General features: G+C 72.5%; 18 protein-coding genes. 7 read left to right on the top strand and 11 right to left on the bottom strand.

The genetic code is table 11. The features are described 5' to 3' along the window. Nucleotides 1-230: 230 nt before the first annotated feature. The 11 genes from wrbA to GRQ65_RS07015 form a co-directional block, all read right to left on the bottom strand. Nucleotides 231-833, bottom strand: coding sequence for an NAD(P)H:quinone oxidoreductase (wrbA, locus tag GRQ65_RS07065; protein ID WP_160876545.1), 603 nt, complete (start codon nt 831-833; stop codon nt 231-233). 51 nt (nt 834-884) lie between these two features. Continuing rightward, the gene (locus GRQ65_RS07060) at nt 885-1841 is read right to left on the bottom strand and encodes a DUF389 domain-containing protein (protein ID WP_160876543.1); all 957 of its coding nucleotides are present in this window, start codon (nt 1839-1841) and stop codon (nt 885-887) included. Nucleotides 1842-1852: 11 nt separating this feature from the next. Continuing rightward, the gene (locus tag GRQ65_RS07055; RefSeq protein ID WP_160876541.1) at nt 1853-2551 is read right to left on the bottom strand and encodes a response regulator; all 699 of its coding nucleotides are present in this window, start codon (nt 2549-2551) and stop codon (nt 1853-1855) included. After that, complete coding sequence (locus GRQ65_RS07050) at nt 2548-5043, bottom strand: sensor histidine kinase (protein ID WP_337191544.1); 2496 nt, start codon at nt 5041-5043, stop codon at nt 2548-2550. Before GRQ65_RS07050 ends, GRQ65_RS07055 begins: the two co-directional genes overlap by 4 nt. Nucleotides 5044-5060: 17 nt before the next feature. Further along, nucleotides 5061-5678 carry a K(+)-transporting ATPase subunit C gene (gene kdpC, locus GRQ65_RS07045; RefSeq protein WP_160876537.1) on the bottom strand — a complete coding sequence of 206 codons (618 nt, stop codon included), beginning with the start codon at nt 5676-5678 and terminating at the stop codon, nt 5061-5063. A gap of 31 nt (nt 5679-5709) precedes the next feature. Next, entirely contained in the window at nt 5710-7749 is a 2040-nt protein-coding gene (gene kdpB / locus GRQ65_RS07040) for a potassium-transporting ATPase subunit KdpB (protein ID WP_160876535.1), read from the bottom strand. Continuing rightward, nucleotides 7746-9410: a potassium-transporting ATPase subunit KdpA gene (gene kdpA / locus GRQ65_RS07035; RefSeq protein WP_160876533.1), complete on the bottom strand. Its 1665-nt coding sequence runs from the start codon at nt 9408-9410 to the stop codon at nt 7746-7748. Before kdpA ends, kdpB begins: the two co-directional genes overlap by 4 nt. Before the next feature lie 270 nt (nt 9411-9680). Continuing rightward, a complete protein-coding gene (locus tag GRQ65_RS07030; RefSeq protein ID WP_202387689.1) occupies nt 9681-14552 on the bottom strand; it encodes a family 78 glycoside hydrolase catalytic domain in 4872 nt (1623 codons plus the stop codon). Nucleotides 14553-14722: 170 nt separating this feature from the next. After that, a complete protein-coding gene (locus GRQ65_RS07025) occupies nt 14723-14953 on the bottom strand; it encodes a LuxR C-terminal-related transcriptional regulator (protein WP_160876529.1) in 231 nt (76 codons plus the stop codon). Between the two features lie 107 nt (nt 14954-15060). After that, on the bottom strand, nt 15061-18939 hold the full coding sequence (locus tag GRQ65_RS07020; protein WP_160876527.1) for a family 78 glycoside hydrolase catalytic domain: 3879 nt from the start codon (nt 18937-18939) through the stop codon (nt 15061-15063). Nucleotides 18940-19122: 183 nt separating this feature from the next. Continuing rightward, nucleotides 19123-20295, bottom strand: coding sequence for a DUF3500 domain-containing protein (locus GRQ65_RS07015; protein WP_202387688.1), 1173 nt, complete (start codon nt 20293-20295; stop codon nt 19123-19125). Nucleotides 20296-20412: 117 nt separating this feature from the next. Here GRQ65_RS07015 and GRQ65_RS07010 point away from each other — a divergent pair, with 117 nt between their 5' ends. The 7 genes from GRQ65_RS07010 to GRQ65_RS06980 all read left to right on the top strand — a co-directional run bounded on the left by GRQ65_RS07010 (nt 20413) and on the right by GRQ65_RS06980 (nt 25063). After that, nucleotides 20413-20865: a nuclear transport factor 2 family protein gene (locus GRQ65_RS07010; protein ID WP_160876523.1), complete on the top strand. Its 453-nt coding sequence runs from the start codon at nt 20413-20415 to the stop codon at nt 20863-20865. Beyond that, nucleotides 20862-21254, top strand: coding sequence for a cupin domain-containing protein (locus GRQ65_RS07005; RefSeq protein ID WP_160876521.1), 393 nt, complete (start codon nt 20862-20864; stop codon nt 21252-21254). Before GRQ65_RS07010 ends, GRQ65_RS07005 begins: the two co-directional genes overlap by 4 nt. Nucleotides 21255-21354: 100 nt before the next feature. Next, complete coding sequence (locus tag GRQ65_RS07000) at nt 21355-22185, top strand: fumarylacetoacetate hydrolase family protein (protein WP_160876519.1); 831 nt, start codon at nt 21355-21357, stop codon at nt 22183-22185. Continuing rightward, nucleotides 22182-22553: a cupin domain-containing protein gene (locus GRQ65_RS06995; protein ID WP_160876517.1), complete on the top strand. Its 372-nt coding sequence runs from the start codon at nt 22182-22184 to the stop codon at nt 22551-22553. Before GRQ65_RS07000 ends, GRQ65_RS06995 begins: the two co-directional genes overlap by 4 nt. Next, nucleotides 22550-23515, top strand: a complete 966-nt coding sequence (locus tag GRQ65_RS06990) for a cyclase family protein (RefSeq protein ID WP_160876515.1) — start codon at nt 22550-22552, stop codon at nt 23513-23515. The genes GRQ65_RS06995 and GRQ65_RS06990 overlap by 4 nt, the downstream gene beginning before the upstream one ends. A gap of 28 nt (nt 23516-23543) precedes the next feature. Next, complete coding sequence (locus tag GRQ65_RS06985) at nt 23544-24374, top strand: alpha/beta hydrolase fold domain-containing protein (protein ID WP_160876513.1); 831 nt, start codon at nt 23544-23546, stop codon at nt 24372-24374. Next, a complete protein-coding gene (locus tag GRQ65_RS06980) occupies nt 24371-25063 on the top strand; it encodes an HAD family hydrolase (protein WP_160876511.1) in 693 nt (230 codons plus the stop codon). Before GRQ65_RS06985 ends, GRQ65_RS06980 begins: the two co-directional genes overlap by 4 nt. Nucleotides 25064-25076: the final 13 nt, after the last annotated feature.

Here is a 25076-nt window from a genome sequence, read left to right as displayed (position 1 = left end):
ACCTACGGCATCAGATCGTGTCGTCGCACGATCTCGACCAACGTGCCTGGACATCACAGCTAGCGCGACTTCCTCAACCACCGGCGGTGGGCAAGTGCCGGCTCAGGGCGACTCAGCCCGGACCGTGCCGGCCCCGACGGCCTCGTCTCCGCGAGGCCGGCACGGTGGTCTTGCTCGCCCGCGGAGGGCGCAGGGGGTTCGACGCGAGGGTCGAACCGGATGGGGACGGATCAGCCGGCGAGCACGGCGCCGATGCGCAGGACGCGGCGGACCAGGTGGTCGAGGGCGTTGTTCTCGGCGTCGCCGAGGGGGGCGTCGTTGGTGGCGCCGGTGACGTGCGAGACGCCGTAGGGGTTGCCGTCGACGAACTTCAGGCCGTCGGTGTAGCCGGGCGAGACGATGACGCCGCCGAAGTGGTGCACCGAGTTGTAGAGCGCGAGCAGCGTGGTCTCCTGGCCGCCGTGGGCGGTCTGGCTGCTGGTGAAGCCGGCGTAGGCCTTGTCGGCGAGCTGGCCCTGGCTCCACGGGCCGGACAGCGTGTCGAGGAACTGCTTCAGCTGGCTGGCGACGTTGCCGAAGCGGGTCGGGGTGCCGAAGAGGACCGCGTCGGCCCAGACGATGTCGTCGGCGGTGGCCTCGGGCTCGCCGGCGACGGCGTCGACGTGCGCCTTCCACGCGTCGTTGGACTCGATCGCCTCGCGCGGCGCGATCTCAGAGACGTGGCGCAGGCGGACCTCGGCGCCCTCGGCCTCGGCGGTCGCGGCGAGGCGGCGGGCCATCGCGTCGATGGTGCCGGTGGCGGAGTAGTAGATGATCGCGAGCTTGGTGGCCATGCGGGTCCTTCCGATCGGGGCTGTCGGTCCCGACCAGATTAACGTGAACGTTCAACCACCTGCGATGCCCAGGAGACGCTCGCGCCGCGCCGCGCGACGCTGCCAGAAGGTCTGCTGGACGAGGAGGGTGAGCCAGCCCGCGAGCACCATGCCGCCGATGTTGAGGGCGAGCTGTTGGGCGCTCCCCCAGACCTCACCCCAGGCACCGAAGGTCAGCCCGAGGGCGATGTTGCCCATCGCCGGCACGGTCGTGACGGAGATGAAGACGCCCGACAGCCCGCCCACCTTGCTCGAGGTCAGCGACAGCACCCCGGCGCTGGCCGCGATCAGCGCGACGACGAAGGACCACCGGTCCGGGGTGTAGATGAACGCCGTGCCGGGCCGGTCGCCGGTGATGTCGGCGAGCACGATCCAGCCGAGCCAGCGGGCGAGCAGCGAGAGCACCGTCGTCACCGCGATCGCGAACCCGATGCCGACCACCAGGGTGGTCGCCGCGCGCTGCACCAGCCCGGTCCGGTGCCGCACGAGCGCGACGCCGATGGCCGCGAGCGCCACGAACTCCGGGCCGAGCACCATCGCGCCGATGACCAGGATCTGCGAGTCGAGCACGACGGCGATGGAGGCGAGCACGGTCGCGAACGTCATGAAGGCCAGGTAGGTCCAGTTGAGCTCGGTCTCGTCGTAGGCCCGCTGGGTGACCTCCGCCCAGACGACGGCGTCGGTCGAGCGTCCCGGCGTACGCCGCTCCGCGTCGAGCCCCGCCTCCGAGACCCAGGTCGGGACCGGGTCGACGTGCACCGTGCCCTCGTGGGCCGCCCCGAGCGCGCGCAGGGCGTCGATGCACTCGTTGGCGCCCTCGCGGGCGAGGTCGGCGGTGACGACGTCGCCCACCGGCAGGCGGGAGGCCCCCTCGAAGACGGCGACCGAGCTGACGGCCGGGTCCTTGGCGAGCACGTCGAGCACGGGCTCGGTGAGCGCCGCCGGCACGCTGATCCGCAGGTGGAGCACCGGCACCGTCCTCAGGTGGTCGACTGGAGCGTGTAGCCCACGCCGCTGGTGGTCAGCAGGTGGCGAGGCCGAGCGGGGTCGTCCTCGAGCTTGCGGCGCAGCTGTGCCGCGTAGACGCGAAGGTAGTGGAACTCCTCGTGGTGACCGGGACCCCACACCTCGCGCAGCACCTGCTCGCGTGTGACGAGACGGTCGAGGTTGCGCGCGAGCACCTCGAGGAAGGCCCACTCCGTGGGCGTGAGGCGTACGTCGGCACCCGCCTTCGCGACCCGCTTGCGGGCCAGGTCGATGCTGAGGTCGCCGACCTCGACGACGGGCAGGCCGGAGTCGGCCGTCGTGCTGCGGCGCACCGCGGCCCGCAGCCGGGCCACCAGCTCGTTCATCGCGAACGGCTTGGTGACGTAGTCGTCGGCCCCGAGGTCGAGCGCCTCGACCTTGTCCTCGCCGTGCTGACGGGCCGAGAGCACCACGATCGGCACCGACGACCAGCCCCGCAGCCCGACGATCACCTCGGTGCCGTCCATGTCGGGCAGACCCAGGTCGAGGACGACCACGTCGGGGCGCTCGTCGGCCGCCGCACGCAGCGCGGAGCGCCCGTCCTGGGCGGTGACGACGTCCCAGCCGTGGGCCCGCAGGTTGATCGAGAGGGCGCGGAGCAGGGTCGGCTCGTCGTCGACCACGAGCACCCGGGCGGTGAGCTCGTCGCTCACGCCTCGACCGCCTCGGCCGCCCGCGGCAGCGACAGCACCATCGTGAGCCCGCCGCCGGGCGTGTCCTCGGCGGAGATCGTGCCGCCCAGCGCCTCGGTGATGCCGCGGGCGACGGCCAGCCCCAGCCCGAGGCCGCCGGTCGTGGTGTCGCCGAGGCGCTGGAACGGCTCGAACATCCGCTCGCGCTGGACCTCCGGCACCCCCGGTCCCTGGTCAACGACGATCACGTCGACCGTGTCGGGCAGGGCGTGCGCCAGCACCCGCACCGGCACGCCCCGCGAGTGCTTGACGGCGTTGTCGACGAGATTGGCGACGACCCGGCCGAGCAGCCCCGGGTCGGTGAGGACGAACGGCGTCGACTCGGGCACGTCCAGCACCACGCGGTCGCGGTCGTGGCCGGCGACCGCGAGGGGCAGGACCTCGTCGAGCGAGCGCGGCGCGAGGTGGGGACGGATGAGGCCGGTCTGCAGCCGGGAGAGGTCGAGGAGGTCGTCGATGAGGCGCTCGAGCTGGTCGGCCGAGGCGTCGACGGTGCGCACGAGCTCGGCGCGGTCGTCGGCGGAGACCCCGTCGACGAGCAGGCCGTCGACGGCGGTGCGCATCACCGCGAGCGGGGTGCGCAGGTCGTGGGAGACCGCGCGCAGCAGCGCGGTCGAGGTGGCGTCGGCCTTCTCGAGGGTCGCGGCGTGGAGCTCGCGCTCGCGCAGGCGGCGGTACTCCAGCACCAGGCTGGTCTGGAGGGCGAAGGCGTCGAGGACCCGCTGGTCGGTCGCGCGCAGCGGGGCACCGCACAGCGCCAGCACGTGGTCGTCGTCGACGCGGACCCGGGTGTCGCCCTCGTCGGGGTGGCTGGCGCAGTGCTCGCCCGAGGCCGCCGTGACCTCCCAGCCCGCAGCGGAGCGGGTGAGCAGCGAGACGGCCTCCTGGCCGAACGTCTCGCGCACCCGCTCGACGATGGCGTCGGCGGTGTCCTGGCCGGTGAGCACCGACCGCGCCAGCCCCGCGATCGTGGTCGCCTCGGTGCGGGCGGTGACCGCCTCCGTCGCCCGGCGCGAGGCGCGGTCGACCAGGCTCGCCACGGCCGCCGCGACCGCGACGTACACGACCAGCACGAGCAGGATGCGCGGCTCGCCGATCCGGAACGAGCTGTAGGGCTGGGTAAACCAGTAGTTGAGGGTCAGGAAGCCCACCACGGCCGCGGTCAGCGCCGGGAAGAGCCCGCCGATGAGCGCGACGAACACGCTCGAGGCGAGCAGCGCGAGCGAGGCCAACGAGAGCGTGTCGGTGTCCTCGAAGGCGTGCAGCAGCCCGCCGAGCGCGAACGGCAGCACGAAGGCCAGCACCCAGCCGACGAGCTGACGACGGCGCGAGAGCGGTGAGAGCGCGGGGCGCGACAGGAGCCGGCCGGTGGCCTGGTCGTGGGTGACGAGGTGGACGTCGATCGCCCCGGCGAGGCTCGCGATCTGGTCGCCGGTGGTGCCCATGAAGAGCCGACGGAGCCGCCCGTGGCGCGAGACGCCGACGATCATCATCGTGGCGTTGACACCCCGCGCGAAGTCGACCACTGCCTCGGAGACGTCCTCGCCGGTCACCGTGTGGAAGGTGCCGCCGAGCGCGGCGACGAGCTTCTGTGCCTGGTCGACGCGGCGCTCGTCGGGGCTCGCCAGCCCGTCGGAGGCGAGGACGTGGACGGCGAGCAGCTCGGCGCCCGCGGCGCGCTGGGCGAGCCGGGCCCCGCGGCGCAGCAGGGTCTCGGACTCGGGCCCGCCGGTGACGGCGACGACGATCCGCTCCTTGGCGGGCCAGGTCTCCTGGATCCGGTGGGCCCGCCGGTAGTCGTCGAGCTGGTCGTCGACCCGGTCGGCGAGCCACAGCAGCGCGAGCTCGCGCAGCGCGGTGAGGTTGCCGACGCGGAAGTACGACGTCAGGGAGGCGTCGATGTGCTCGGGCTTGTAGATGTTGCCGTGCGCCATCCGCCGTCGCAGCGCGTCGGGGGCCATGTCGACGAGCTGGATCTGGTCGGCGGCGCGCACGACCTCGTCCGGCACCGTCTCGCGCTGCTTCACCCCGGTGATCCGCTCGACCTCGTCGTTGAGCGACTCGAGGTGCTGGATGTTGACCGTGGTGATGACGTCGATGCCGGCGGCGCGCAGCTCCTCGACGTCGGCCGCGCGCTTCTCGTGGCGACTGCCCGGCACGTTGGTGTGCGCGAGCTCGTCGACCAGCACGACGGCGGGGTGCCGGGCGACGATCGCCTCGGTGTCCATCTCGGTGAAGGTCGTGCCGCGGTAGGCGACCTCGCGCCGCGGGACCACCTCGAGCCCCTCCAGCTGCTCGGAGGTGAACTGGCGGCCATGGGTCTCGACGACGCCGACGACGACGTCGGTGCCGCGGTCGATCCGGCGCCGGGCCTCGCCGAGCATCGCGTAGGTCTTGCCGACGCCGGGCGCCGCTCCGAGGTAGACCGTCAACCGGCCCCGGCGCTCGTTCACGACCTCATCCCTCTTGATCATCCCTCCTGCGCGGCTCGCAGCACCGCGGCGTTCAGCAGCAGCACGTTGACGTGGGGCTCCCCCAGGGTGCCGAGGGTGCGCCCGTCGGTGTTGTCCTCGATCATCGCGCGCACGGCCTGCTCGCTGAGGCCCTGGGCCTTCGCGACGCGCGGGGCCTGCAGCTCGGCGTACGCGACCGAGATGTCGGGGTCGAGCCCCGAGCCCGACGCGGTGACGGCGTCCGGCGGCACCTGAGCGGGCGAGACGCCCTCGCGCTCGGCCACTTCGGCCTTGCGCTCCTCGATCTGCTGGACGAGCGCGGGCTCCTCGGGACCGTAGTTGGAGCCGTACGTCGACAGCGTGTCGTAGCCGTCGCCGGCGGCCGACGGCCGGTCCTGGAACAGGTCGGGGTCGTCGACCACCTGGCCGAGCAGCTGCGAGCCGACGGCGTCGGAGACGTCGGTGGTGTGCGCGCCCGAGGCGGTGACGAGCGAGCCGTCGGCCTGCCACGGGGCCGCGACCCGGCCGAAGCCGAAGACCACCAGCGGGTAGGCGAGGCCGAGCACGAGGGTGGCGGCGATCAGCAGGCGCAGGCCGGCGAGGCTCTGGCGCCAGAGGTCGAAGACGGTGTTCACGGGTGCAGTCCTTCTCTCTCGACTCGTGATCTCACAGGCCCGGGAGCAGTGAGACGACGAGGTCGATCAGCTTGATGCCGATGAACGGCGCGATCAGTCCGCCGATGCCGTAGATCAGCAGGTTGCGGCGCAGCAGGGCGCTCGCGGAGGACGGCGTGTACTTCACGCCGCGCAGGGCCAGCGGGATCAGCAGCACGATGATCAGCGCGTTGAAGACGACCGCGCTGACGATCGCCGAGCCCGGGGAGCTCAGCTGCATGACGTTGAGGACGTCGAGCTGCGGGAAGGCGACCACGAACATCGCCGGCAGGATCGCGAAGTACTTCGCGACGTCGTTGGCGACCGAGAACGTCGTGAGCGCGCCGCGGGTGATGAGCAGCTGCTTGCCGATCTCGACGACGTCGATGAGCTTGGTCGGGTCGGAGTCGAGGTCGACCATGTTGCCCGCCTCCTTGGCCGCCACCGTGCCGGTGTTCATGGCGACGCCGACGTCGGCCTGCGCGAGCGCGGGGGCGTCGTTGGTGCCGTCGCCGCACATCGCGACGAGCCGTCCCCCCTGCTGCTCCTGGCGGATCAGCCCGAGCTTGTCCTCCGGCGTCGCCTCGGCGAGCACGTCGTCGACGCCGGCCTCGGCGGCGATCGCGTGTGCGGTCGTCGCGTTGTCGCCGGTGATCATCACGGTGCGGATGCCCATCGAGCGCAGCTCGTCGAACCGCTCGCGCATGCCCGGCTTCACGACGTCCTTGAGGTGGATGACGCCGAGCAGCCGGCGCCGTCCCCCCGCAGCCTCCGCCACGACGAGCGGGGTGCCGCCCGAGGAGCTGACCCGCTCGACCAGCTCGTCGAGCTGGGCGTCGCGCTGCTCGGCCCACGCGGCGACCGCGGAGGCGGCGCCCTTGCGGACCTCGCGGCCGTCGAGGTCGATGCCGCTCATCCGGGTGGTGGCGCTGAACTCCACGAGGGTGGCGCCGGCCGGCACCGGTCGGCGACCGCCGACCAGCTCGACGACGGAGCGCCCCTCGGGCGTCTCGTCGGCCAGCGACGACAGCAGGGCGGCCTCGGCGAGCTCCTCGTCGGACACGCCGTCGAGCGCGAGCAGCTCGGTCGCGTGGCGGTTGCCGAGCGTGATGGTGCCGGTCTTGTCGAGCAGCAGGACGTCGATGTCGCCGGCCGCCTCGACCGCACGGCCCGACATCGCGAGCACGTTGCGGCGCACGAGCCGGTCCATGCCGGCGATGCCGATGGCGCTCAGCAGGGCGCCGATCGTCGTCGGGATGAGGCAGACCAGCAGAGCGACGAGGACGAGCACCGACTGATCCGCGTCGGCGTACCGCGCCACTGGGTAGAGCGTCACGCAGACGACCACGAAGATCACCGTGAGCGCGCCGAGGAGCACGTTGAGCGCGATCTCGTTGGGCGTCTTCTGCCGGGCCGATCCCTCGACCAGCGAGATCATCCGGTCCACGAACGACTGACCGGGCTCGCTGGTGATGCGTACGGCGATCTGGTCGGACAGCACCACGGTGCCGCCGGTGACGGCCGAGCGGTCGCCGCCCGACTCGCGGATCACCGGGGCCGACTCGCCGGTCACCGCCGACTCGTCGACGGAGGCGACGCCCTCGATGACCTCGCCGTCGCCGGGGATGCGCTCCCCCGCCGCGACGACGACGACGTCGCCGGTGTGCAGGGAGGTCGAGGCGACCTCCTCGACGCCGCCACCGGGCAGCCGGCGGTGGGCGGTGGTCTCGGTCTGCAGGGCGCGCAGGCTCGCGGCCTGCGCCTTGCCGCGGCCCTCGGCGACCGACTCGGCGAGGGCACCGAAGACGACGGTCAGCCAGAGCCAGACGGTCACCATCCAGCCCAGCGTGCTGGGGTCGAGGACCGACAGGACGGTGGTGAGCATGGCGCCGGCCTCGACGACGAGCATCACCGGGGTGGCGATCAGCTGGCGCGGGTCGAGCTTGCGCAGCGCTCCGGGCAGGGCCTCGACGAGCTGGGCGGTGGTGAGGACGCCGGACGACTCCTTCGCAGGAGCGCTCGGCTCGGGTTCGGTGACGGTGGACTGGTTCACGAGAGCGACTCCACGACGGGCCCGAGCATCAGCACCGGGACGAAGGTGAGACCGACGACCACGAGGGCGACGCCGGTGAGGAGGGTGACGAAGAGCGGGCCGTGCGTCGGGAGCGTGCCGGCGTTGGCGGGCAGCCGCTTGGCCGAGGCGAACCGGCCGGCCAGGGCCAGCACGAGCACCATCGGCAGGAACCGGCCGAAGAGCATCTCGAGCCCCAGCAGCGTGTTCCAGAACGGCGTGCCGGACGTCAGTCCGCCGAACGCCGAGCCGTTGTTGTTGGAGGCCGACGTGACGGCGTACAGCATCTCCGAGAAGCCGTGCGGTCCGGAGTTGAGGACACCCGCGGGGCCGGCGTCGAAGGACACGGCGACCGCGATGCCGACGAGCAGGAGCAGCGGCGTGGTGAGGATGTAGAGCGCGACGAGGACGATCTCGCGCTGGCCGATCTTCTTGCCGAGGTACTCCGGCGTCCGCCCGACCATGAGGCCGGAGAGGAACACCGTGACGACGGCGATCATGAGCATGCCGTAGAGGCCCGAGCCCACGCCGCCGGGGGCGATCTCGCCCAGCATCATGTTGACGAGCACGACGCCGCCGCCGGGGGCGGTCATCGAGTCGTGCATCGCGTTGACGGCTCCGGTCGAGGTGCCGGTGGTGGCGGCGGCGAAGAGCGCCGAGGCGGCCTCGCCGAAGCGGACCTCCTTGCCCTCCATCGCGCCGCCCGCCAGCTGCGGGGCGGTGCCGACGCCGGCCATCTCGGCCCAGGTCACGAGACCGATCGACAGGCCGAGCAGCAGCGCCATGACGCCGCCGACCGCGATGCCCTGGCGGCGGTCCTTGACGATCAGGCCGAAGGCCCAGGCCATCGCGAAGGGGATCAGCAGGATCAGGAAGATCTCGAACAGGTTCGTGAAGGCCGTCGGGTTCTCGAACGGGTGGGCGGAGTTGACGTTGTAGAAGCCGCCGCCGTTGGTGCCGAGCTCCTTGATCGACTCCTGGCTGGCCACCGGGCCGCCGGTGAGGGTCTGGGTGCCGCCGGTGAGCGTGGTCATGGTGCGGCTGCCGGCGAAGTTCTGCACCGCGCCGAACACGATCAGGACGCAGGCGGAGACCAGAGAGATCGGCAGCAGCACGCGCACGACGGTGCGCACGAGGTCGGCGAAGAAGTTGCCGATCCGCCCGCCCTGCTCGGTGCGCGACAGCGCCCGGGCGAACGCCGCGGCGACGGCCATGCCGACGCCGGCGGAGACGAAGTTCTGCACCGTCGGGCCGGCCATCTGCATCAGGTGGCCCAGCGCGGCCTCGCCGGAGTACCACTGCCAGTTCGTGTTGGTCACGAAACTGACGGCGGTGTTCCACGCGCCGTCCGCGGGCAGCGCAGGGAAGCCGAGGCTCAGCGGCAGCAGCTGCTGCAGGCGGCCGAAGGCGTAGAGGAACAGCACCCCCACCAGGCTGAAACCGAGCACCGAGAGGGCGTAGGTGCGCCAGTGCTGGTCGGCGTCGGGGTCGACGCGCAGCACGCGGTAGGTCACCCGCTCGACGGCGAGGTGCTTCTCGGAGGTGTAGACGTGCGCCAGGAACCGCCCGAGCGGCGGGACGAGGAGGACGAGGAGGACGACGAGGCAGGCGATCTGCCCGAGCGCCGGCAGGACCTCGCTCACCGGTCGGACTGCTGCGCGCGCTGGTCGCTGCGTTCGAGGGCGCCCACGAGCAGGGCGAGACCCACGAACGCCGCCAGCGTCACGAGGACGTAGATCAGGTCGGTCATGAGCCCATCCCACGACCCGATCCGGGCCCCACCGGCGATCTTGACGGGTCCTTGACGGTCCTCCCGACGTTCCTAGCGCAACCCTGACGTCGCGCTCCGGCCGTGCGCACCGCGGCCCCGGCGGGGCGGTCGAGCCGCCTGCCCGCCGGGGCCGGGTCCGAGCTCAGCGCCGGGAGCCCACGACCTTCACCGTCACCCGCGTCGAGGTGCTCGGCGCGGTGGCGGAGTTGCCGGAGAAGGTCGCGACGAGCCGGTGCTTGCCCCGCGCGGCCCGCTTCGGCAGCCGGTAGACGTAGACGCCGTCGGCGTCCACCGTCACTCGGGCGACGGTGCGGCCCCCGTCGGTGACGACCAGCGTGCCGCCCGCCGCCGTGCCCGGTGCGACCGTGAACCGCACCGCCGCCCGCGGGCCCTTCCCGACGCGCTGCACGCGGCGTACGACGTGCGCCAGCACCTGGGAGGGCGCCTGCGCGGCTCCCTGGCCGGTCTGCGGGTCGGTCGGGGTGGTCGGGACGGTCGGGCTGGTCGGCACCGTCACGTCGAGCGCACCCTCGGTGACGAGGCCGGCGCGGTCGGTGGCCCGGTAGCGCACCAGGCGGGCCGAGGCCGGCACGACGACCGGCGCGGTGTAGGGCTGCCACGACCCGTCGTCGACGCGGTAGTCGGTGCCGGTGAGGTTGGCGTCGCTCGCCGTGACCGTCAGGGTGCGGTCGGCGGCGAGGGTCGCGGTGACCACCGGCGCCACGGTGTCCACGCGGACCCGCACGCTGTCGATCTCGGAGACGTTGCCGGCCCCGTCGGTCGCCCGCGCCTCGAGCAGGTGGTCACCGTCGCCGACCAGGACGGGCCCGGTGTAGGCGGCCCAGGGGCCGCCGTCGGTGCGGACCTCGACGGCGGGCGCCTTGCGGTCGTCGCTGGCCGTGGCCACCCAGCGCGGTGCGGTGGTGTACCACCCGTTCGTCGGCGCGGGCGTCCCGTCGGCGGGCGCGAGCGCGACCGCCGGTGCCCCCGTGTCGGGAGCGTCGAGCACCCACAGGTCGGCGATCGAGGGGTCGTAGTACTGCCGCGGCGCCGTCGTCTCCGGGAACTGGTAGCGAACCGTCACGGTGCCCTCGTTGTCGAGCACCTGCGCGTCGTCGACGAGGAACTGGTACGACGTGACGCCCTGGCCGCTCTCCCCGCGGTCGACCCGCACGTGGCGGACCAGCCGGTCGTCGACGTAGACGTCGTAGTCCTTGGTGCCCGGGGTGTTCCAGGTCTCCCGGGCGAGCAGGACGAACGGCTGACGGGGCTCGACCGCGACTGTGGCCGTGAAGTAGGCCCCAGGGTTGTTGTTGTTGGCGTAGCGACGGGTCAGCCCGGCCTCCGAGCTGGTCCCGCTGCTGGGGGAGCCGGCGACGGCGTGCGCGTGCTCGGACGTCGCCTCGCCGAAGTCGACGTGGTCGCGCACAGCGCCCGTCGGCGGCACCTTGAGCGGTGCGAGGACGACCGAGGCGGCGGTGGTCGCACTGCCGAAGCTCAGCGGGACGGCGTAGGAGCCCGCCACCGCGTCGTACGGCATGGCGACCGCGAGCGTGACGGTGGCCGAGGCGCCCGGGGCGAGGTCGAGCACCCGCGACGGGGTGATCGCGGGCCACCCGGCGGGCGCGGTGGCCTGCACACGACCGCTGAACGCGGTGGTCCCGTTGTTGGTCGCGGTCACGGTGACCATGGACCGGCGCTCTCCGTCGGCCTTGACGGCGACGCCGCGGAGCGTGAGCGACTCGGTGCTGGTGAAGTCGTAGTGACCCGACCCGACCTCGACGACCGTGACGCCGGCCGTCGCGTCGTAGCGGCTGGACGTGACACCGGGGGCGGTGTCCAGGGCCCGACCGGACTCGGTCACCTGCGCGCCGGGCTCGGTGGGGATGCGCACCTCGGACGTCGTGCCCGCGGGCACGACCACGTCGAGGCTCATGCCGGCGGCGGTCAGCTCCCAGTCGGTCGACAGGTCGCCGTAGACGGTGTCGATCGTGCCGGCGCCGGAGGTCAGCCCGCCACCGGGACGGGGCGCGACGATGCTGCGGCGGTAGCCCGGCTCACCGATCGCGATGCCCGCGATGTTCTGGTGCATCCAGTCGGCCACCGCGCCGTAGGCGTAGTGGTTGAACGAGTTCATGTCGACCGGACCGAAGGAGCCGTCGGGCTGGATGGAGTTCCACCGCTCCCAGATGGTGGTGGCCCCCTGCGCGATCTCGTAGCCCCAGGACGGGTAGTCCTTCTGCAGCAGCAGGGTGTAGGCGAGGTCCTCGCGACCGATGGCGCTCAGCGCGGGCAGCAGCCACGGGGTGCCGATGAAGCCGGTCCGCAGGTGGTAGCCCGCCTGCGCCAGCGTCGCGACGTACTGCTCACCGACCTTGGTCTTCAGGGCGGGGTCGTCGATCAGCCCCATGCCGAGGGCCAGGGCGTAGCCGGTCTGGGAGCCCCCGGCGACGGTGCCGTCGGAGGCGACGTACGCCGCCACGAAGTCGCGCTTGACCTGCTGGTAGCTCGCGGCGTACTCCGCCGCCCGCGGGTCGTCGACGGCCTTCGCGAGCTCGGCCATCATCCGGACGGTGTCGGCCCAGATCGCCGTGGTCTTCGCGTCGTTGGCCCGGCCCGAGGTGTTGTCGAGCGAGAGCCAGTCGGTCGTGGTGAAGAAGGTCTCGGCGTAGGCGCCGAGGTTGTCGTCACCGATGCGGCCGGCCGCGAAGTCGTAGAACCTCGTCATCGCCGCCCAGTTGTCCCGCACCACCCCGACGTCGCCGTAGGCGCGGTAGAGCGCGTAGGGGACCGCGACGACCGCGTCCTGCCAGCCGGGTCCGCTGTCGTTGAAGGCGCCCTGGCTGGAGGGGACCACAGCCGGGATCTGGCCGTCGGCCTTCTGCTCGTCGCGCACGTCGGTCATCCACTTGCCGAGGAAGGCGCGGGTGTCGAAGAGGTAGCTCGCGGTGGGGCCGAAGACGTTGATGTCACCGGTCCACCCGAGCCGCTCGTCGCGGGCCGGGGTGTCGGTCGGGATGGAGAGGAAGTTGCCCCGCGCGCCCCAGCTGACGTTGCTGGTCAGCTGGTTGAGCATCGCGTCGGAGGTGCGCATCGTGCCGGTCACCGGCAGGTAGGAGCCGAGCACCACGCCGACCACGTCGCCGGCCGCCGGGACCGTCGAGGCACCGGTGATCTCGACGTAGCGGAAGCCGTGCTGGGTGAACGTCGGCTGGTAGGTGACGGTGCCGTCCTGGGCGAACGTGTAGTAGTCCGTGGCCGAGGCCGCGCGCAGGTTGGCGGTGTAGAGGGTGCCGTTCGGGTTGAGGACCTCGGCGTGCCGGATCCGGACCGTCTCGCCGGCCTTGCCGCTGAGGGTGACCGCGGCGACGCCGACCATGTTCTGCCCGAGGTCGTAGACGGTCGCGCCCGGCTGCGGGGTGGTGACCGCGCGCGTCGGGACGGTGCCGGTCACCCGGACCGGCTCGTCGGGCTGCGGGGCGAGCTTGGCGGTGTCGGAGGTGCGGGCGACGGTCGGACGCCACCCGGAGTCGTCGAAGGACGCACGGTCCCACCCGCGCCGCTCGAGACGTGCGTCGTAGGTCTCGCCGATCTGCAGGTCGTTGGCCACGAGCGGGCCGGGCGCCCACCGCCAGCTCGACGGGTCGGTGTCGACCCACTGGACGGTGCCGTCGGTGTAGCGGATGGCGACCCGGGCGACCAGCGCGAGCTCCGTGCCGTAGCCGCCCTTGCCGGCCAGGCCGATCTTGCCCGCCCACCAGCCGTCGCCGAGCGCGCCACCGAGCGCGTTCTGGCCGGCCACCACCTGGGAGGTGATGTCGTAGGTCTGGGCCTGGATCCGCTTGTCGTACTCGGTGTAGCCCGGGGCGAGGAACTGGTCGCCGACCTTCTGGCCGTTGAGCTGCAACTGGTAGACGCCGTGCGCCGAGGCGTAGGCCCGGGCCGAGGCGATGGTCTTGCCCGGCGCGGTGGTGAACGTCGTGCGCAGCAGCGGAGCGTTGCTCTCGGGACCGTTCATCAGCGCGTCGATCGTGCCCGCGAACCGCACCACTCCCCCGCCCGGCGTGCCGCCGCCGAAGGGGTTGGCCCCACTCAGGTCGGGCTGGGCGAGGACCGAGCCGCCGGCGGCGACGACCTTGACGGCGCTGAGGTCGACCGACTCCGAGCCGTAGGTCCGGATGCCGACCCGACCGCTGGACGGGACGGAGGGGGCGTTGCGGGTGTCGACGAGGACACCGTCGAGGCGGGTCTCGATGCTCGTGCCGGTCACCTTGAAGGAGAACGTGTGCGAGCCGGCCAGCAGCCCGGCCCGGGTGAAGCCGAACGGGCGGAGGTCGACCTCGCCGAGCAGGGAGTAGCCGCCGTTGACCTTGGCGTGCGGGCGCAGCAGGGGGACGCTCGTGGACCGGTCACCGACGTTGAGCTGCCACATCAGGGCGTTGTTGAGGTCCTTGGCCCGCAGGTAGGTGCCGAACGCGCCGTTGTTGAGGTGGAAGGTGACGTCGGCCGTGTAGTCGGTCCAGTCGGCGTACGACGCAGCCGGGTTGCCGATCCACGCCGCCGAGCCCCAGTCGGCCGGGGTCAGCAGGCCGGTCTCGAAGTGGGCGGGGGTGCTCCACTCGCTCGCCGTGCCCTGGTCGTCCCAGACCCGGACCTGCCAGGTGTAGCGGGTGGCGGAGGTGAGCGCGGGGCCGTCGTAGACCACGTCGGTCTGGGCGGGCGAGGTGACCTTGCCCGAGGACCAGACGTCGGCGGCGCCGGCCGACGTGCCGACGCGCACCTCGTAGGCCTGCTGGGTCACCCCGCGGCGAGCCGACTCGAGCTGCCATCCGAAGGTCGGGTCCGCGCCGCCGATGCCCAGCGGCTCGCGGCGCCCGTTGGTCGTCAGCCCGGTGGCCTCGACCCCGGTCGTGGCCCGGGCGGAGCTCACCAGCGGGGTGGCCGCGTGGGCGCTCGTGGGGAGCAGCGCGCACCAGGTGCCGGCCAGTGATGCGACCACCGCACCGGCGACCACCCGCCGGGCGGCTCCTCGTGCCTGACCAGACGTTCTGACGACCATCGTGTCCTACTTCCGTGACTGAACCGGTTGAGACGTTTCAAACCGGCGTCGCGACCGTATGGTGATGACCGTCACAGCCACAAGGGTTCGGCCGGCTCGTGGCCGGATCCGGACCCGCGGAGGACTCAGATGAGGCCGCGGCGCACCGCGGTGACGACCGCCTCGATGGTCGTGCCGACGCCCATCTCCGTGGCGATCGAGCTGAGCCGGCGCCGCACCGTCCGCTCGGAGAGGCTGACGCGTCGCGCGGCGCCGTCCACGGTGACGCCCTCCGAGATGAGCCGGAGGATCTGCAGGTCGGTCTCGTCGAGGCGCAGGGCGTCCTCGCTCCGGTGCGGGGGGAGGGCGTGGGACACCTCGGGGCTCCTCGCGCTGGACGTGTCGGGACGGGGGAACGACCGAGGTGCCCGGCCGGGGGGACCGGGCACCTCGAGTCGGTGGTGCACGCTGTCAGCGGGCCGCGTCAGCGCCGCACGGTGACCTTCACGACCTCGGTGGTCGCGGCGACGGCGTCACTGCCCGAGTAGGACAGCTTCACCTTGTGGCGGCCCGGCGCGAGACGGACGGTGAGCCTCACCGCGTCCTTGCGGATGCCACGCATTTTCACCTTGTAGCGCTTGCCCGCCACCTTCACCACCACGGTGCCGTCGACGGCCACGGGCGCTGCGGCCTTCAGCTTCACCGTCAGCCGGACTCCCGTGGCCGAGGTCCCTCCCGCTCGCGCCTTCAGCGACGCCGGAGCCAAGACCTGCACCGCGGAGGAGTCGGAGGTGGCCGACCGGCCGGCTGCGGTGGCCGTGACCCGGACCGACACCTGGGTCCCGGCGGCCGCAGCCGGCAGGGTCAGCGACGCACCGGTCGCGCCCGGCAGGGGCTGGCCGTCGGCCAGCCACTGGTAGGCGTAACCGGTCGTCGAGCCCGAGGTCCACGTGCCGGTCGTGGCCGAGAGGACCTCGCCGACGAGCGGGGTGCCGCTCACCGTCGGGGCCGCCGTCGCGACCGGAGCGGCCACGTCGCCGGCGCCGGTGCCCGTGCCCGTTCCGGTGTCGGTGCCCGTGCCCGGGTCGGTCGTGGGCGGCGCGACCGGCGCGGCCCCCGGACCGAAGGTCCACGAGCCGCTGCCGACCCGGAACGTGGCGTAGGTGCCGTTCGGCAGGGTGCTGCGTCCGGTGTACGTCGCCCCGGTGGGGTAGGCCGGCACGAAGGCCGCGTCGACGCCCGCGGCGAGCGGGACGTTGACGACTGCGGTCGAGCCGACCGGGACCTCGACCTGCATGGTGAGCTTGCCGTCGGCGGCCTTCTGCCACGAGGACTCGACGTGGCCGTACGGGGTCTCGTAGCCGCCCTCGGCGTGGGTCATGCCTCCCACGACCGACGGGGTGAAGGTCAGCTGCTCGAAGGCGATGGAGCCGGGCGCCTGGTCGATGCCGACGAGGTGCATGGAGAACCACTCGTCGATCGCGCCGAGCATGAAGTGGTTGCGCGACCCGTTCGTGTCGTCCCAGTACTCCGGGAGCGACGTGGCACCGTTCTGGACGAAGAAGCCGAAGCTGGGCTTGGTCGTCTGCACCGTGAGGGTGTGCACGAGGTCGTCGCGACCGTAGGCCGACAGCACGCGGTAGACCGACGGGAGCGCGATCTCACCGACCGAGAGGTGGGTGTTCTTGGCCTGGATGTCGGCGATCACCTTGTTGAACACCGCCTGGCGTCCCGCCTCGGGGACGGCCCCGATGTCGAGGGCCAGCACGCCGCTGGCCTGCGAGCCGTTGCCCACGGTCTGGGTGGAGGGGTTGTAGTAGGCCTGGGTGAAGGCCGCACGGATGCGCTGCGCCTGGGCGGCGTACGCCGCTGCCGCATCGGTCTTGCCGAGGGCGGCCGCAGTCTTGGCCATCCCGTCGACCGCCCGGTAGTAGCCGAAGTTGGCGACGAGGTTGATCGGGGTCCGGGCGCTGCCCGAGAGCTGCTCGGCCCAGTCACCGAGACCCTCGGGGTAGTTGACGAGGTCGCCCGACGCGCGGGTGTCGAGGTAGTCGACGTACTTGACCATGGTCGGCCAGAACCGCTGCAGGGTCTGGATGTCGCCGTAGTTCTCGTACATCGCCCACGGCATCAGCACGATGGCCGAGCCCCAGTTGGGGTCGTCGCGGAAGCCGCCGCCGAAGATGGCGTACTCCGGCGCGGTGTCCGGGACCATCCCGTTCGGGAGCTGGGCGTCGGCGATCTTCTGCACGACGCTGCGGGCGTAGGCCGCGACGTCGTAGTTGCGCATGATGGTGCCGAAGACCAGATGGTTCTGCTCCATCCAGCCGAGCTTCTCGCGGTCCGGGCAGTCGGTGAGGACGCTGTACATGTTGCCCTGCACGGCGCGGTCCACCAGGCGATGCACCGCGTCGATCATCGGGTCGGAGGTGTCCAGCGAGCCGACCTGATCGTTGTCGGCGCGGATGACGCGTGCCTTGACCCCGCTGATCTTGACGTCGGAGGTGACGCCGCGGACCTCGAGGTACTGCATGCCGTGGTAGACGAACTTCGGGTGCCAGGTCTGGGGGGTCCCGTCGCTGGTGAAGGTGTCGTAGATCGGAGTGCCGGTGGTCGCCCAGTTCTGCGAGACCCGACCGTTCGAGAGGAGCTCGCCGATCCAGATCTGGACCGAGGTGCCCTTCGGAGCGTCGATGGTCAGCTCGGGCCAGCCGGCGACGTTGGTGCCGAGGTCGTAGACCTGCACGCCCGTCGCGGGGGTGGTCGGCGCCGCGGCCTCCATCGTGTCGACGACCTTCAGGGCGGGCGCGTCACGGGCGATCAGCTCCGGGCCGGTCGCGGGGGTGGCGACCTCCGCGGCCTGGTCCCACGACGAGCGGTCCGTGCCGGGCTCGTTCCATCCCGGGATCGCGCGGCGGGCGTCGTAGTCCTCGCCGCCGTACCACTGCGCCATCGTGGTGGCGCCCTGCTCGGTGCGCCAGGAGTCGTCGGTGACGACCCGCTGCACGGTGCCGTCGGTGTAGCGCACCTCCAGCTGGGCCAGGGCTCGCGGCGGGGTGATGAGCGAGGTGATCTTGGCGTAGCGGCCCTTCTCGCTCTGGGCCCACGCCAGTCCGGTGCCGAGCTCGATGCCGAGCGCGTTGGCCCCGGCGTTCAGCTCGTCCTTGACGTCGTAGACGGAGTACTCGACCCGCTCGTCGTAGTCGGTGTAGCCGGGCTCGAGGACGTTGTCGGTGACCGAGCGACCATTGAGGCTCGGCACGAAGATGCCGACACCCGCGGCGTAGAGGCGCGCCGAGGCCACCGTCTTGGTGGTGTCGAGCTGGAAGTCGCGCGCCAGCACCGGCAGCGCCTGCGGCTTGACGGGGACAGGCGGCGCGACCTGGCCGGTCACGGCCTTGATCTGGCTCAGCGACGAGGTGGAGTCACCCGCCTTGAGGGTGTAGTCCGCCGGGAACGACGGCGTGCGGCCGTCCGCGGACTGGGTGTCGGTGCGGGGGTAGAGCGTGACCTGGTCGAAGGTCTTGCTCGCGCCCAGGTCGACGGTGACCCAGTGCGGGGCTCCGCCGGTGTTGCTGGTCTGCGGACCCCAGGTCGTCCAGCCGCGGGCGCCGCCGTCGTTGGTGTCGAGGACACCGTCGGTGAGGTACGAAGTCTTCCAGCCGTAGTTGCCCAGGTCGGAGGAGGCCGTGACCGTGGCACCCTTCGCGAGGTTGTCGCCGCCGCTGCGCGAGACGGTGAGCTCGGCGAGCTGGACGAAGTACTCGGTCTTGTTGTTCTCGGTGACGGGCAGCCCCATCTTCGACACGTCGAGGCGGACGTAGCGCGCCGTCGTCGTGGGCACCGACACCGTGACCGGGTTGGTGGTGCTCTGCCAGGCCGGGTCGGTGATCCAGTCACCGGTCCAGTCGCTCTGCGCGAGCAGGCCCAGCTCGACGGTCGCGGGGTCGCTCCAGGCACTGGTGGTGCCGTTCGACAGCGTCACCCGGACCTGCCAGAAGACCTTCTCCCGCGAGGTCAGCGCCCTGCCTGCGTAGGTCACGCGCTGCGCCGCACCCGTGCCGCTCGTCTGCCAGAGGTCGCCGGCCCCCTGCGCGAGCGTGGCGGCCGACGACGCGACCCGCAGCTCGTAGCCGGTCTGCGACAGCCCGGTCGCGGCCGTGTCGGAGATCTTCCAGGAGAACGCCGGGGTGGCGTTGCCCGTGCCGAGGGGGTCCACCATGTCGTCGGTGCGCAGGGACAGCTGCACGGCGCCGGCAGGAGCGGCCGTCGCGGGAGTGCTCCCGGCCTGCAGGCTCAGGGCCGCCGAGGTCATCAGCAGTGGGGTGAGGATCGCCGTTGCGGCGCGCGCCGTTCGTCTCATGGTCCGCTCTCGTCCGAGGTGTTGTAGCTGTTTATGCGTCAGGGCTGACTTGGTTGAATCGTTTCAGCACTGCCGCCGGCCTCACGCTACAAACCCGGGTCGGGAGTAATCAAGGTCACAAGATGGCCTGATCCGGCCGATCAGGGCGACGCGTCCACGCGATGCGGGACACGCGACGGCCGATCACCAGGCCCCGTCCACGTGGCGCAGCCCGGTCACCTCGCTGCTGGTCGTGCGCGTGTCGAGATGACTCCCCTCGCGCGCGCTGCGCTCCGCGGCCGCGCCGAGCAGGTCGTGCGCGAAGTCCTGGTCGAGGTCGCGCAGCACGGAGTGCAGGTGGTCGCCGTGGTCGACCGCGTTGACCGTCTCGATGAGCAGCCGGCCGCTGGTGATGCGGAAGTAGTGCGCATCGGTGCGGTCACGGACCCCGGCCCACGCGAAGAACAGCCGCTCCGGACCTTCGGCCTCCAGCTCCGCGGCGTACTCCGCCGCGAGCCGGTCGGGGCAGCGCGCGAGGTAGACCGCGACGAGGTCGCTCAGGAGGGCTCGCTGGTCATCGGTCATCTCGGCGGCGCACAGGCCACCCGGCGCGTCCCGCCTCCAGGCGAGCGCCTCCCGGTCGGCCGTCCCGATCTGGTACTGCGGCATCCCGAGGTCGTAGGTGTCGGGGTACTCGACGGCGCCGACCCTCGGGACCTGGCGCGTCACGAAGTCGGCCGGCGCCACGGCGTGGACGAGCGCGGCGTCGGCCTGTGCGGGCTCGAGGGCGTCGAGCAGCGCGAAGGCGAGGCCCTCGTCGTCGCGCAGCGGGTCGAGGACCCCGGGATCATTGACCGGTTGCTGGCCCAGGGCGCTCGGGGTCGTCGACAGCCAGCGCTGCTCGACCACGGTGACGTTGAGGCAGACGTGGTGGCCGAGGAACCGGAACGACCACGTGTCCTCGAAGCCCGGCCGTCCGAAGACGGTGAAGAAGTAGGAGTCCGACGTGCGCCAGAGCGGCGCGGCGAAGCCCAGGAAGTCGGTCTCCCGGGCGCGCAGCACGTGCTCGAGCTGCATGATCGCCAGGACCTTGGTGAACACCTCGTACGACGTGGCCAGCCGGACCATCTCGAGCACGGCCACCTTCTGGTGCCGGTCCAGCTGGTGGAGCGAGACCCCGGTGCGGTCCGGTCTCGGGATGATGTCCCAGTCGAGCCGGGCCGGGTCGTCGAAGTCGAGCACCGCCGCCCGCCGCTGCTCGGCATCGAAGGTGTCGAGGATGCCGATGGCCCCCACCAGGAGCTTCTGGATCGTCTCCGGGTCCTCGTACGACGGCCGCTCGCCGCCCGTGCCCGCGTCGCCCACGCCAGTGCTCACGATCTCCACCTCTCGCCCCGTCCGTCGCCGAGCGGACCGCCCGCGACAAAACATCCGAACGGTTGTACTGTAATTGCTGTCACGTCCCGCGTCATCCTGACCTCCCGAGGAGATCGCATGAGCACCGATTCCCTGAGTGCGCACGACCGCGCCGCGGCCAAGAGCGCCGTGCTCGACACCGTCCACCGCTACGCACACCTCGCGAAGGAGGCTGCGGACTTCGACGCGATGGTGCCGCTGTGGACTCCCGACGGCACCTTCACGCTGCCGAACGGTCACGCCGTGCCGCCCACCGAGATCAGGACCATCGTGGCGACGGGCGAGCCGGACTTCATCCGCCACCACATCACCACGTGCGTCGTCGACTTCCCCACGCCCGACGTGGCCCGCGCCGACACCTACTTCATCGCCTACACCGACATCGCGCAGCCCGACCACTGGGGCCGGTGGGACGACACCCTCGCGCGCCAGGACGACGGCCGGTGGCTGTTCACGAACAAGTCGGTCGTGATCGACGGCTGGGCCGAGGTGTCCTTCTGGGCCGACCTCATGGCCAAGCTCGCCCAGTGAGCGACGCTGACGCGGCGGCGGGGACGGCGGCGGGCGTGACGGCGGCGGGCGTGACGGCGCTGGTCCGCTGGGACGACGCGCCGGAGTTCGTCTCACCGCGCCACCACGGCGGGGTCCGGCCCCGCCGGGTGCTGGACGGCGTGGACCCGGCGACCTTCCTCAGCCTGGCGATCTCGGTCTACCCGCCCGGTGCCGGCGCCGAGGCCACACCGCAGTCCGGCGACGTCGTCTACCTCGTCGCCCGCGGCCACCTCAGGATCACCGTCGACGGGACGTCGACCGACCTCGGCCCCTACGACACCGTCGCGATCGCGCGCGGCAGCACGCGCGAGCTGGTCAACGTCTCGGACACCGACGCCCACCTCGTCGTCCTGCGCCCGCCGGCCTGAGCCGGTCGACACCGGCGCACCACCGCCACCCCACCGCCACTCCACCGCCACTCCACCGCCACCCCACCAGACCGACAGCAGACAGACAGCAGGTCCACCCGTGCCCCTCATCGGATACGACCACAGCGGCACCGCCCAGGTCGGCCTCCTCCACGACGACGGGACCGTCAGCCCCCTGGGCGAGACCGGTCGCTTCTGGGCTGACCCCGCGGCTCACCTGGCGGCGGGGTCGGACGGACCCCGCCTCGAGGCGGCCGACCTGCACTGCTGCCCACCGCTGCCGCCCGCGGCGCGGGTGGTGTGCGTGGGGCTGAACTACCGCGACCACGCCCAGGAGGGCCCGTTCGGCGTGCCGGACCACCCGGAGTACTTCGGCCGCTGGACCCCCGCCGTCGGGGTCAGCGGGCGGACGGTGAGGACCCCCCGCGGCGAGCCCGGCCTCGACTGGGAGGCCGAGCTCGCGGTCGTCATCGGACGCCGGCTCTGCGACGTCGACGAGACGGAGGCGATGGCCGGTGTCCTCGGCTACGCCGCCTTCAACGACATCACGGCTCGCCGGGCCCAGCACCGCGGTCGGCAGTGGACCCTCGGCAAGAACGTCGACGACAGCGGCGTCCTCGGTCCGATCGCCCTGGCCCACGACGTGGGTGACCCGCGGGACGGCTGGGACATCAGCGCGCACGTCAACGGCGAGCGCGTGCAGCACTCGAGCACCGACCGGCTCATCTTCGGCGTCGACACCCTGATCGCCGATCTGGCCAGCGTCATGACCCTGCACCCGGGCGACGTGATCGCGACCGGCACCCCCGAGGGCGTCGGGCACCGCCAGGACCCCCCGCGCTTCCTCGGCGACGGCGACGTCGTCACCGTGACGATCCAGGGGCTGGCCCCGATCACCACGACGATCCAGCACCACGGGGTCGAGGCGTGAGCGGCGCGGCCGAGGACGGCGTCCGGGTGGTCCGCGACGGCGGCGGCGAGGCCTACGACGCGCCGGGCCACCACGACGTCGTCGGCCGGGCACTGCACGCTCCCGCCCTCGGGGGGCCGCCCGGGTTCCGGGTCGCCCACTCGACGTTCCTCCCCGGCGCACGGGTGGACCCGTCCGCCAACCCCGGCCACACCGTCTACGTCGTCCTCGACGGCGCGATCGAGCTGGGCGTCGGGGAGTCCACCTGGACGCTCGAGCGCGGCGACTCGGTGCACCTGCCCCCGGGCACGGTCCGAACGGTGCGCAACGACGGCGACCGTCCCGCGGTGGTCCTGGTCGTCGCCGAGACCCCGCGGGAGGACGCGTGAGCGACGAGCGGGTGCTCCCGGCGTACGCCGACCTGCCGCCCTCCCCCGGCGGGGGACGGAGCGGATGGGGTGCCTTCGGCGACGACGACCAGGCCGGTCGCGTCAACCTGCTGACCCCCGAGCGCGTGGCCGAGGCGGCGCGCCTGGTCCGCCGCGGTGCGGCGTTCCCGCTGGACCTCCCCCTGGGAGCCTTCGACCCGCCGCTCAACCCGGCGCGCGGCAACCCGGTGCACCGCGTCATCGACCAGCCCGGCGGAGTCGGCCTCGACGACGCATGGGACAACGTCTTCCCGCAGGCGGGGAGCCAGTGGGACTCCCTCGCGCACATCGGCCGCGACCGCGAGGTCTACTACAACGGGGCGACCGCCGAGCAGATCCGCCGCGAGGGCCGCAACGGCATCGACGTGTGGGCCGCCCACGGGATCGCGGGGCGCGGGGTCCTGCTCGACATGCCCGCGTCGATGGCCGCCGCCGGTCGGGCCTACGACCCCTCCGCGACCGTCGAGTTCGGGGTCGACGACCTCGAGCGCGCCCGTCGCGACAGCGGCGTCGAGTTCCGCACCGGCGACGTGCTGCTGCTCCACACCGGCTTCACGGGGTGGTACGTCGAGCAGGACCGCGCCACACGGGCCGGTCTCCCCGGTCACGTCACGGCGCCCGGGCTCGAGCACACCGAGGAGATCTGCGCCTACCTGTGGGACCAGGGCATCGCAGCGGTCGGCTCCGACACCTTCGCGGTGGAGGCCTGGCCGGCCGACACCTCCGCAGAGGCGGCGCCGTTCGGCTTCATCCACCACGTCCTCATCGGCAGCCTCGGCATGGCGCTCGGCGAGCTGTGGTGGCTCCGCGACCTCGCCCTCGACTGCCGTCGGACCGGCGTACACGAGGGGATGTTCGTGAGCACCCCGACCCGTGCCCCCGGAGGGATCTCGTCGGCGGCCAACGCCGTCGTCCTCATGTGACCCGCCCACACCACCCGCAGGAGCAGCCGTGCACCCCGCCACCCTTCCCGTCACCACCACCACCGACCTCGTCTACGCCGAGGTCGCGGGCCACGCCCTCACCCTCGACCTCCACCGGCCCGACACGGCCGAGCCCGTTCCCGTCGTCGCCTACTTCCACGGCGGCGCGTGGGCGGTCGGAGACAAGGCGGAGGGCGCGGCCGAGCGGCTCGCCGCGTTGGCGGCGTACGGCGTGGCGGTGGTCTCGGCGAACTACCGGCTGGTCCCGTCCGGGGCCACCCACCCGGCCCAGCTCCACGACGCGAAGGCCGTGATCCGCTGGATCCGGGCCCGCGGACACGACCACGATCTCGCCACGGACCGGGTCGCGGCCTGGGGCGCCTCCGCGGGCGCGTACCTCGCCACCATGCTCGGGCTGACCGCCGGGGACCCCGACCTCGAGGGCGAGGTCGGTGACGCGGCCGAGGCGTCCAGCGCGGTGGACGCGGTCGTCGACTGGTTCGGTCAGAGCGACCTGGTGGAGAACGCTCGGCGCAGCGGGCTGGAGACCGCGATCCTGGCGCCGCCCGTCGAGCCGCCGCTGTTCGGGATCGGGAGCGTCGACGACGACCCGAACCGCGTCCGGGCGGCGAGCCCGCTGTCCCACGTCGGTCCCTCGGCTCCGCCGTTCCTCATCAGTCACGGGGACCGCGACCGCGTGACGCCGATGACCGAGAGCCGGGCCCTGCACGACGCGCTCGTGCGCGCGGGCGTCGAGTCGACCCTGGTCGTGGTCGGCGGCGCGGGCCACGAGGGCGCGGCGTTCGACGCGTCCTCCCACCTCGCCATGACGGCCGCCTTCCTGCGCGCCCACCTGTGACGGCCAGCCCGGCACCGGGCCTCGTCACCTTCGACCTGTTCAGCGCCCTGACCGACTCACGCCGGGGCGCTGCGTCGGTCCTGGCGCGGTGGGCACAGGCCAGGGGCTGGCCGACGGACCCCGGCACCGTCTACGACGACTGGGACCGGCGCAACAAGGCCTCCCAGGCGACCCTCGCCGACTGGCGGCCGTTCGCCTGGCACGCCACCGAGGCGTGGCGGGCGACGTGCGCCCACCTCGGGCTCGTCGGCGACGTCGAGCAGGACGCTCGAGCGCTGCTCGCGAGCGTCGACACCTGGCCGCTGTGGGACGACGTACGACCGGGTCTGGATCGCCTGCGCGACCGGGTCGGCTCCGCCTGGCGCATCGGCATCCTGTCCAACGTCGACGACGACATCGCCCGTCGCACGCAGGCCGGCGGGCTCGTCGACCCCTCCGAGCTGTGGACCTCGGAGCGGCTCGCGGCCTACAAGCCCTCACCCGAGCTCTACCGCCGCGCGCGGGTGCAGGCCGGGGACGGACCCCACGTGCACGTCGCCAGCTCGGCCCGAGACGTGCGGGGCGCCCTCGAGGCGGGCATCAGCGTCGTCCGCCTCGTCAGGCCCGGCCACGTCGTGGATCCCGAGGGACCGGCGCCGGGGGTCGAGGCGAGCTCGGTGACCGACGTGGCCGACCTCCTCCGTGAGTGACGGTCCCCGACCC

This window comes from Nocardioides flavescens, assembly GCF_009823805.1.
GTDB classification, from domain to species: domain Bacteria; phylum Actinomycetota; class Actinomycetes; order Propionibacteriales; family Nocardioidaceae; genus Nocardioides; species Nocardioides flavescens.
This window is presented reverse-complemented; position numbering and strand designations above follow the sequence as displayed.

Excerpts from the sequence above, each read along its gene's own strand:
- wrbA (WP_160876545.1), bottom strand. The coding sequence starts at position 833 with ATGGCCACCAAGCTCGCGATCATCTACTACTCCGCCACCGGCACCATC.
- GRQ65_RS07020 (WP_160876527.1), bottom strand. The coding sequence starts at position 18,939 with ATGAGACGAACGGCGCGCGCCGCAACGGCGATCCTCACCCCACTGCTG.
- GRQ65_RS07010 (WP_160876523.1), top strand. The coding sequence starts at position 20,413 with ATGAGCACCGATTCCCTGAGTGCGCACGACCGCGCCGCGGCCAAGAGC.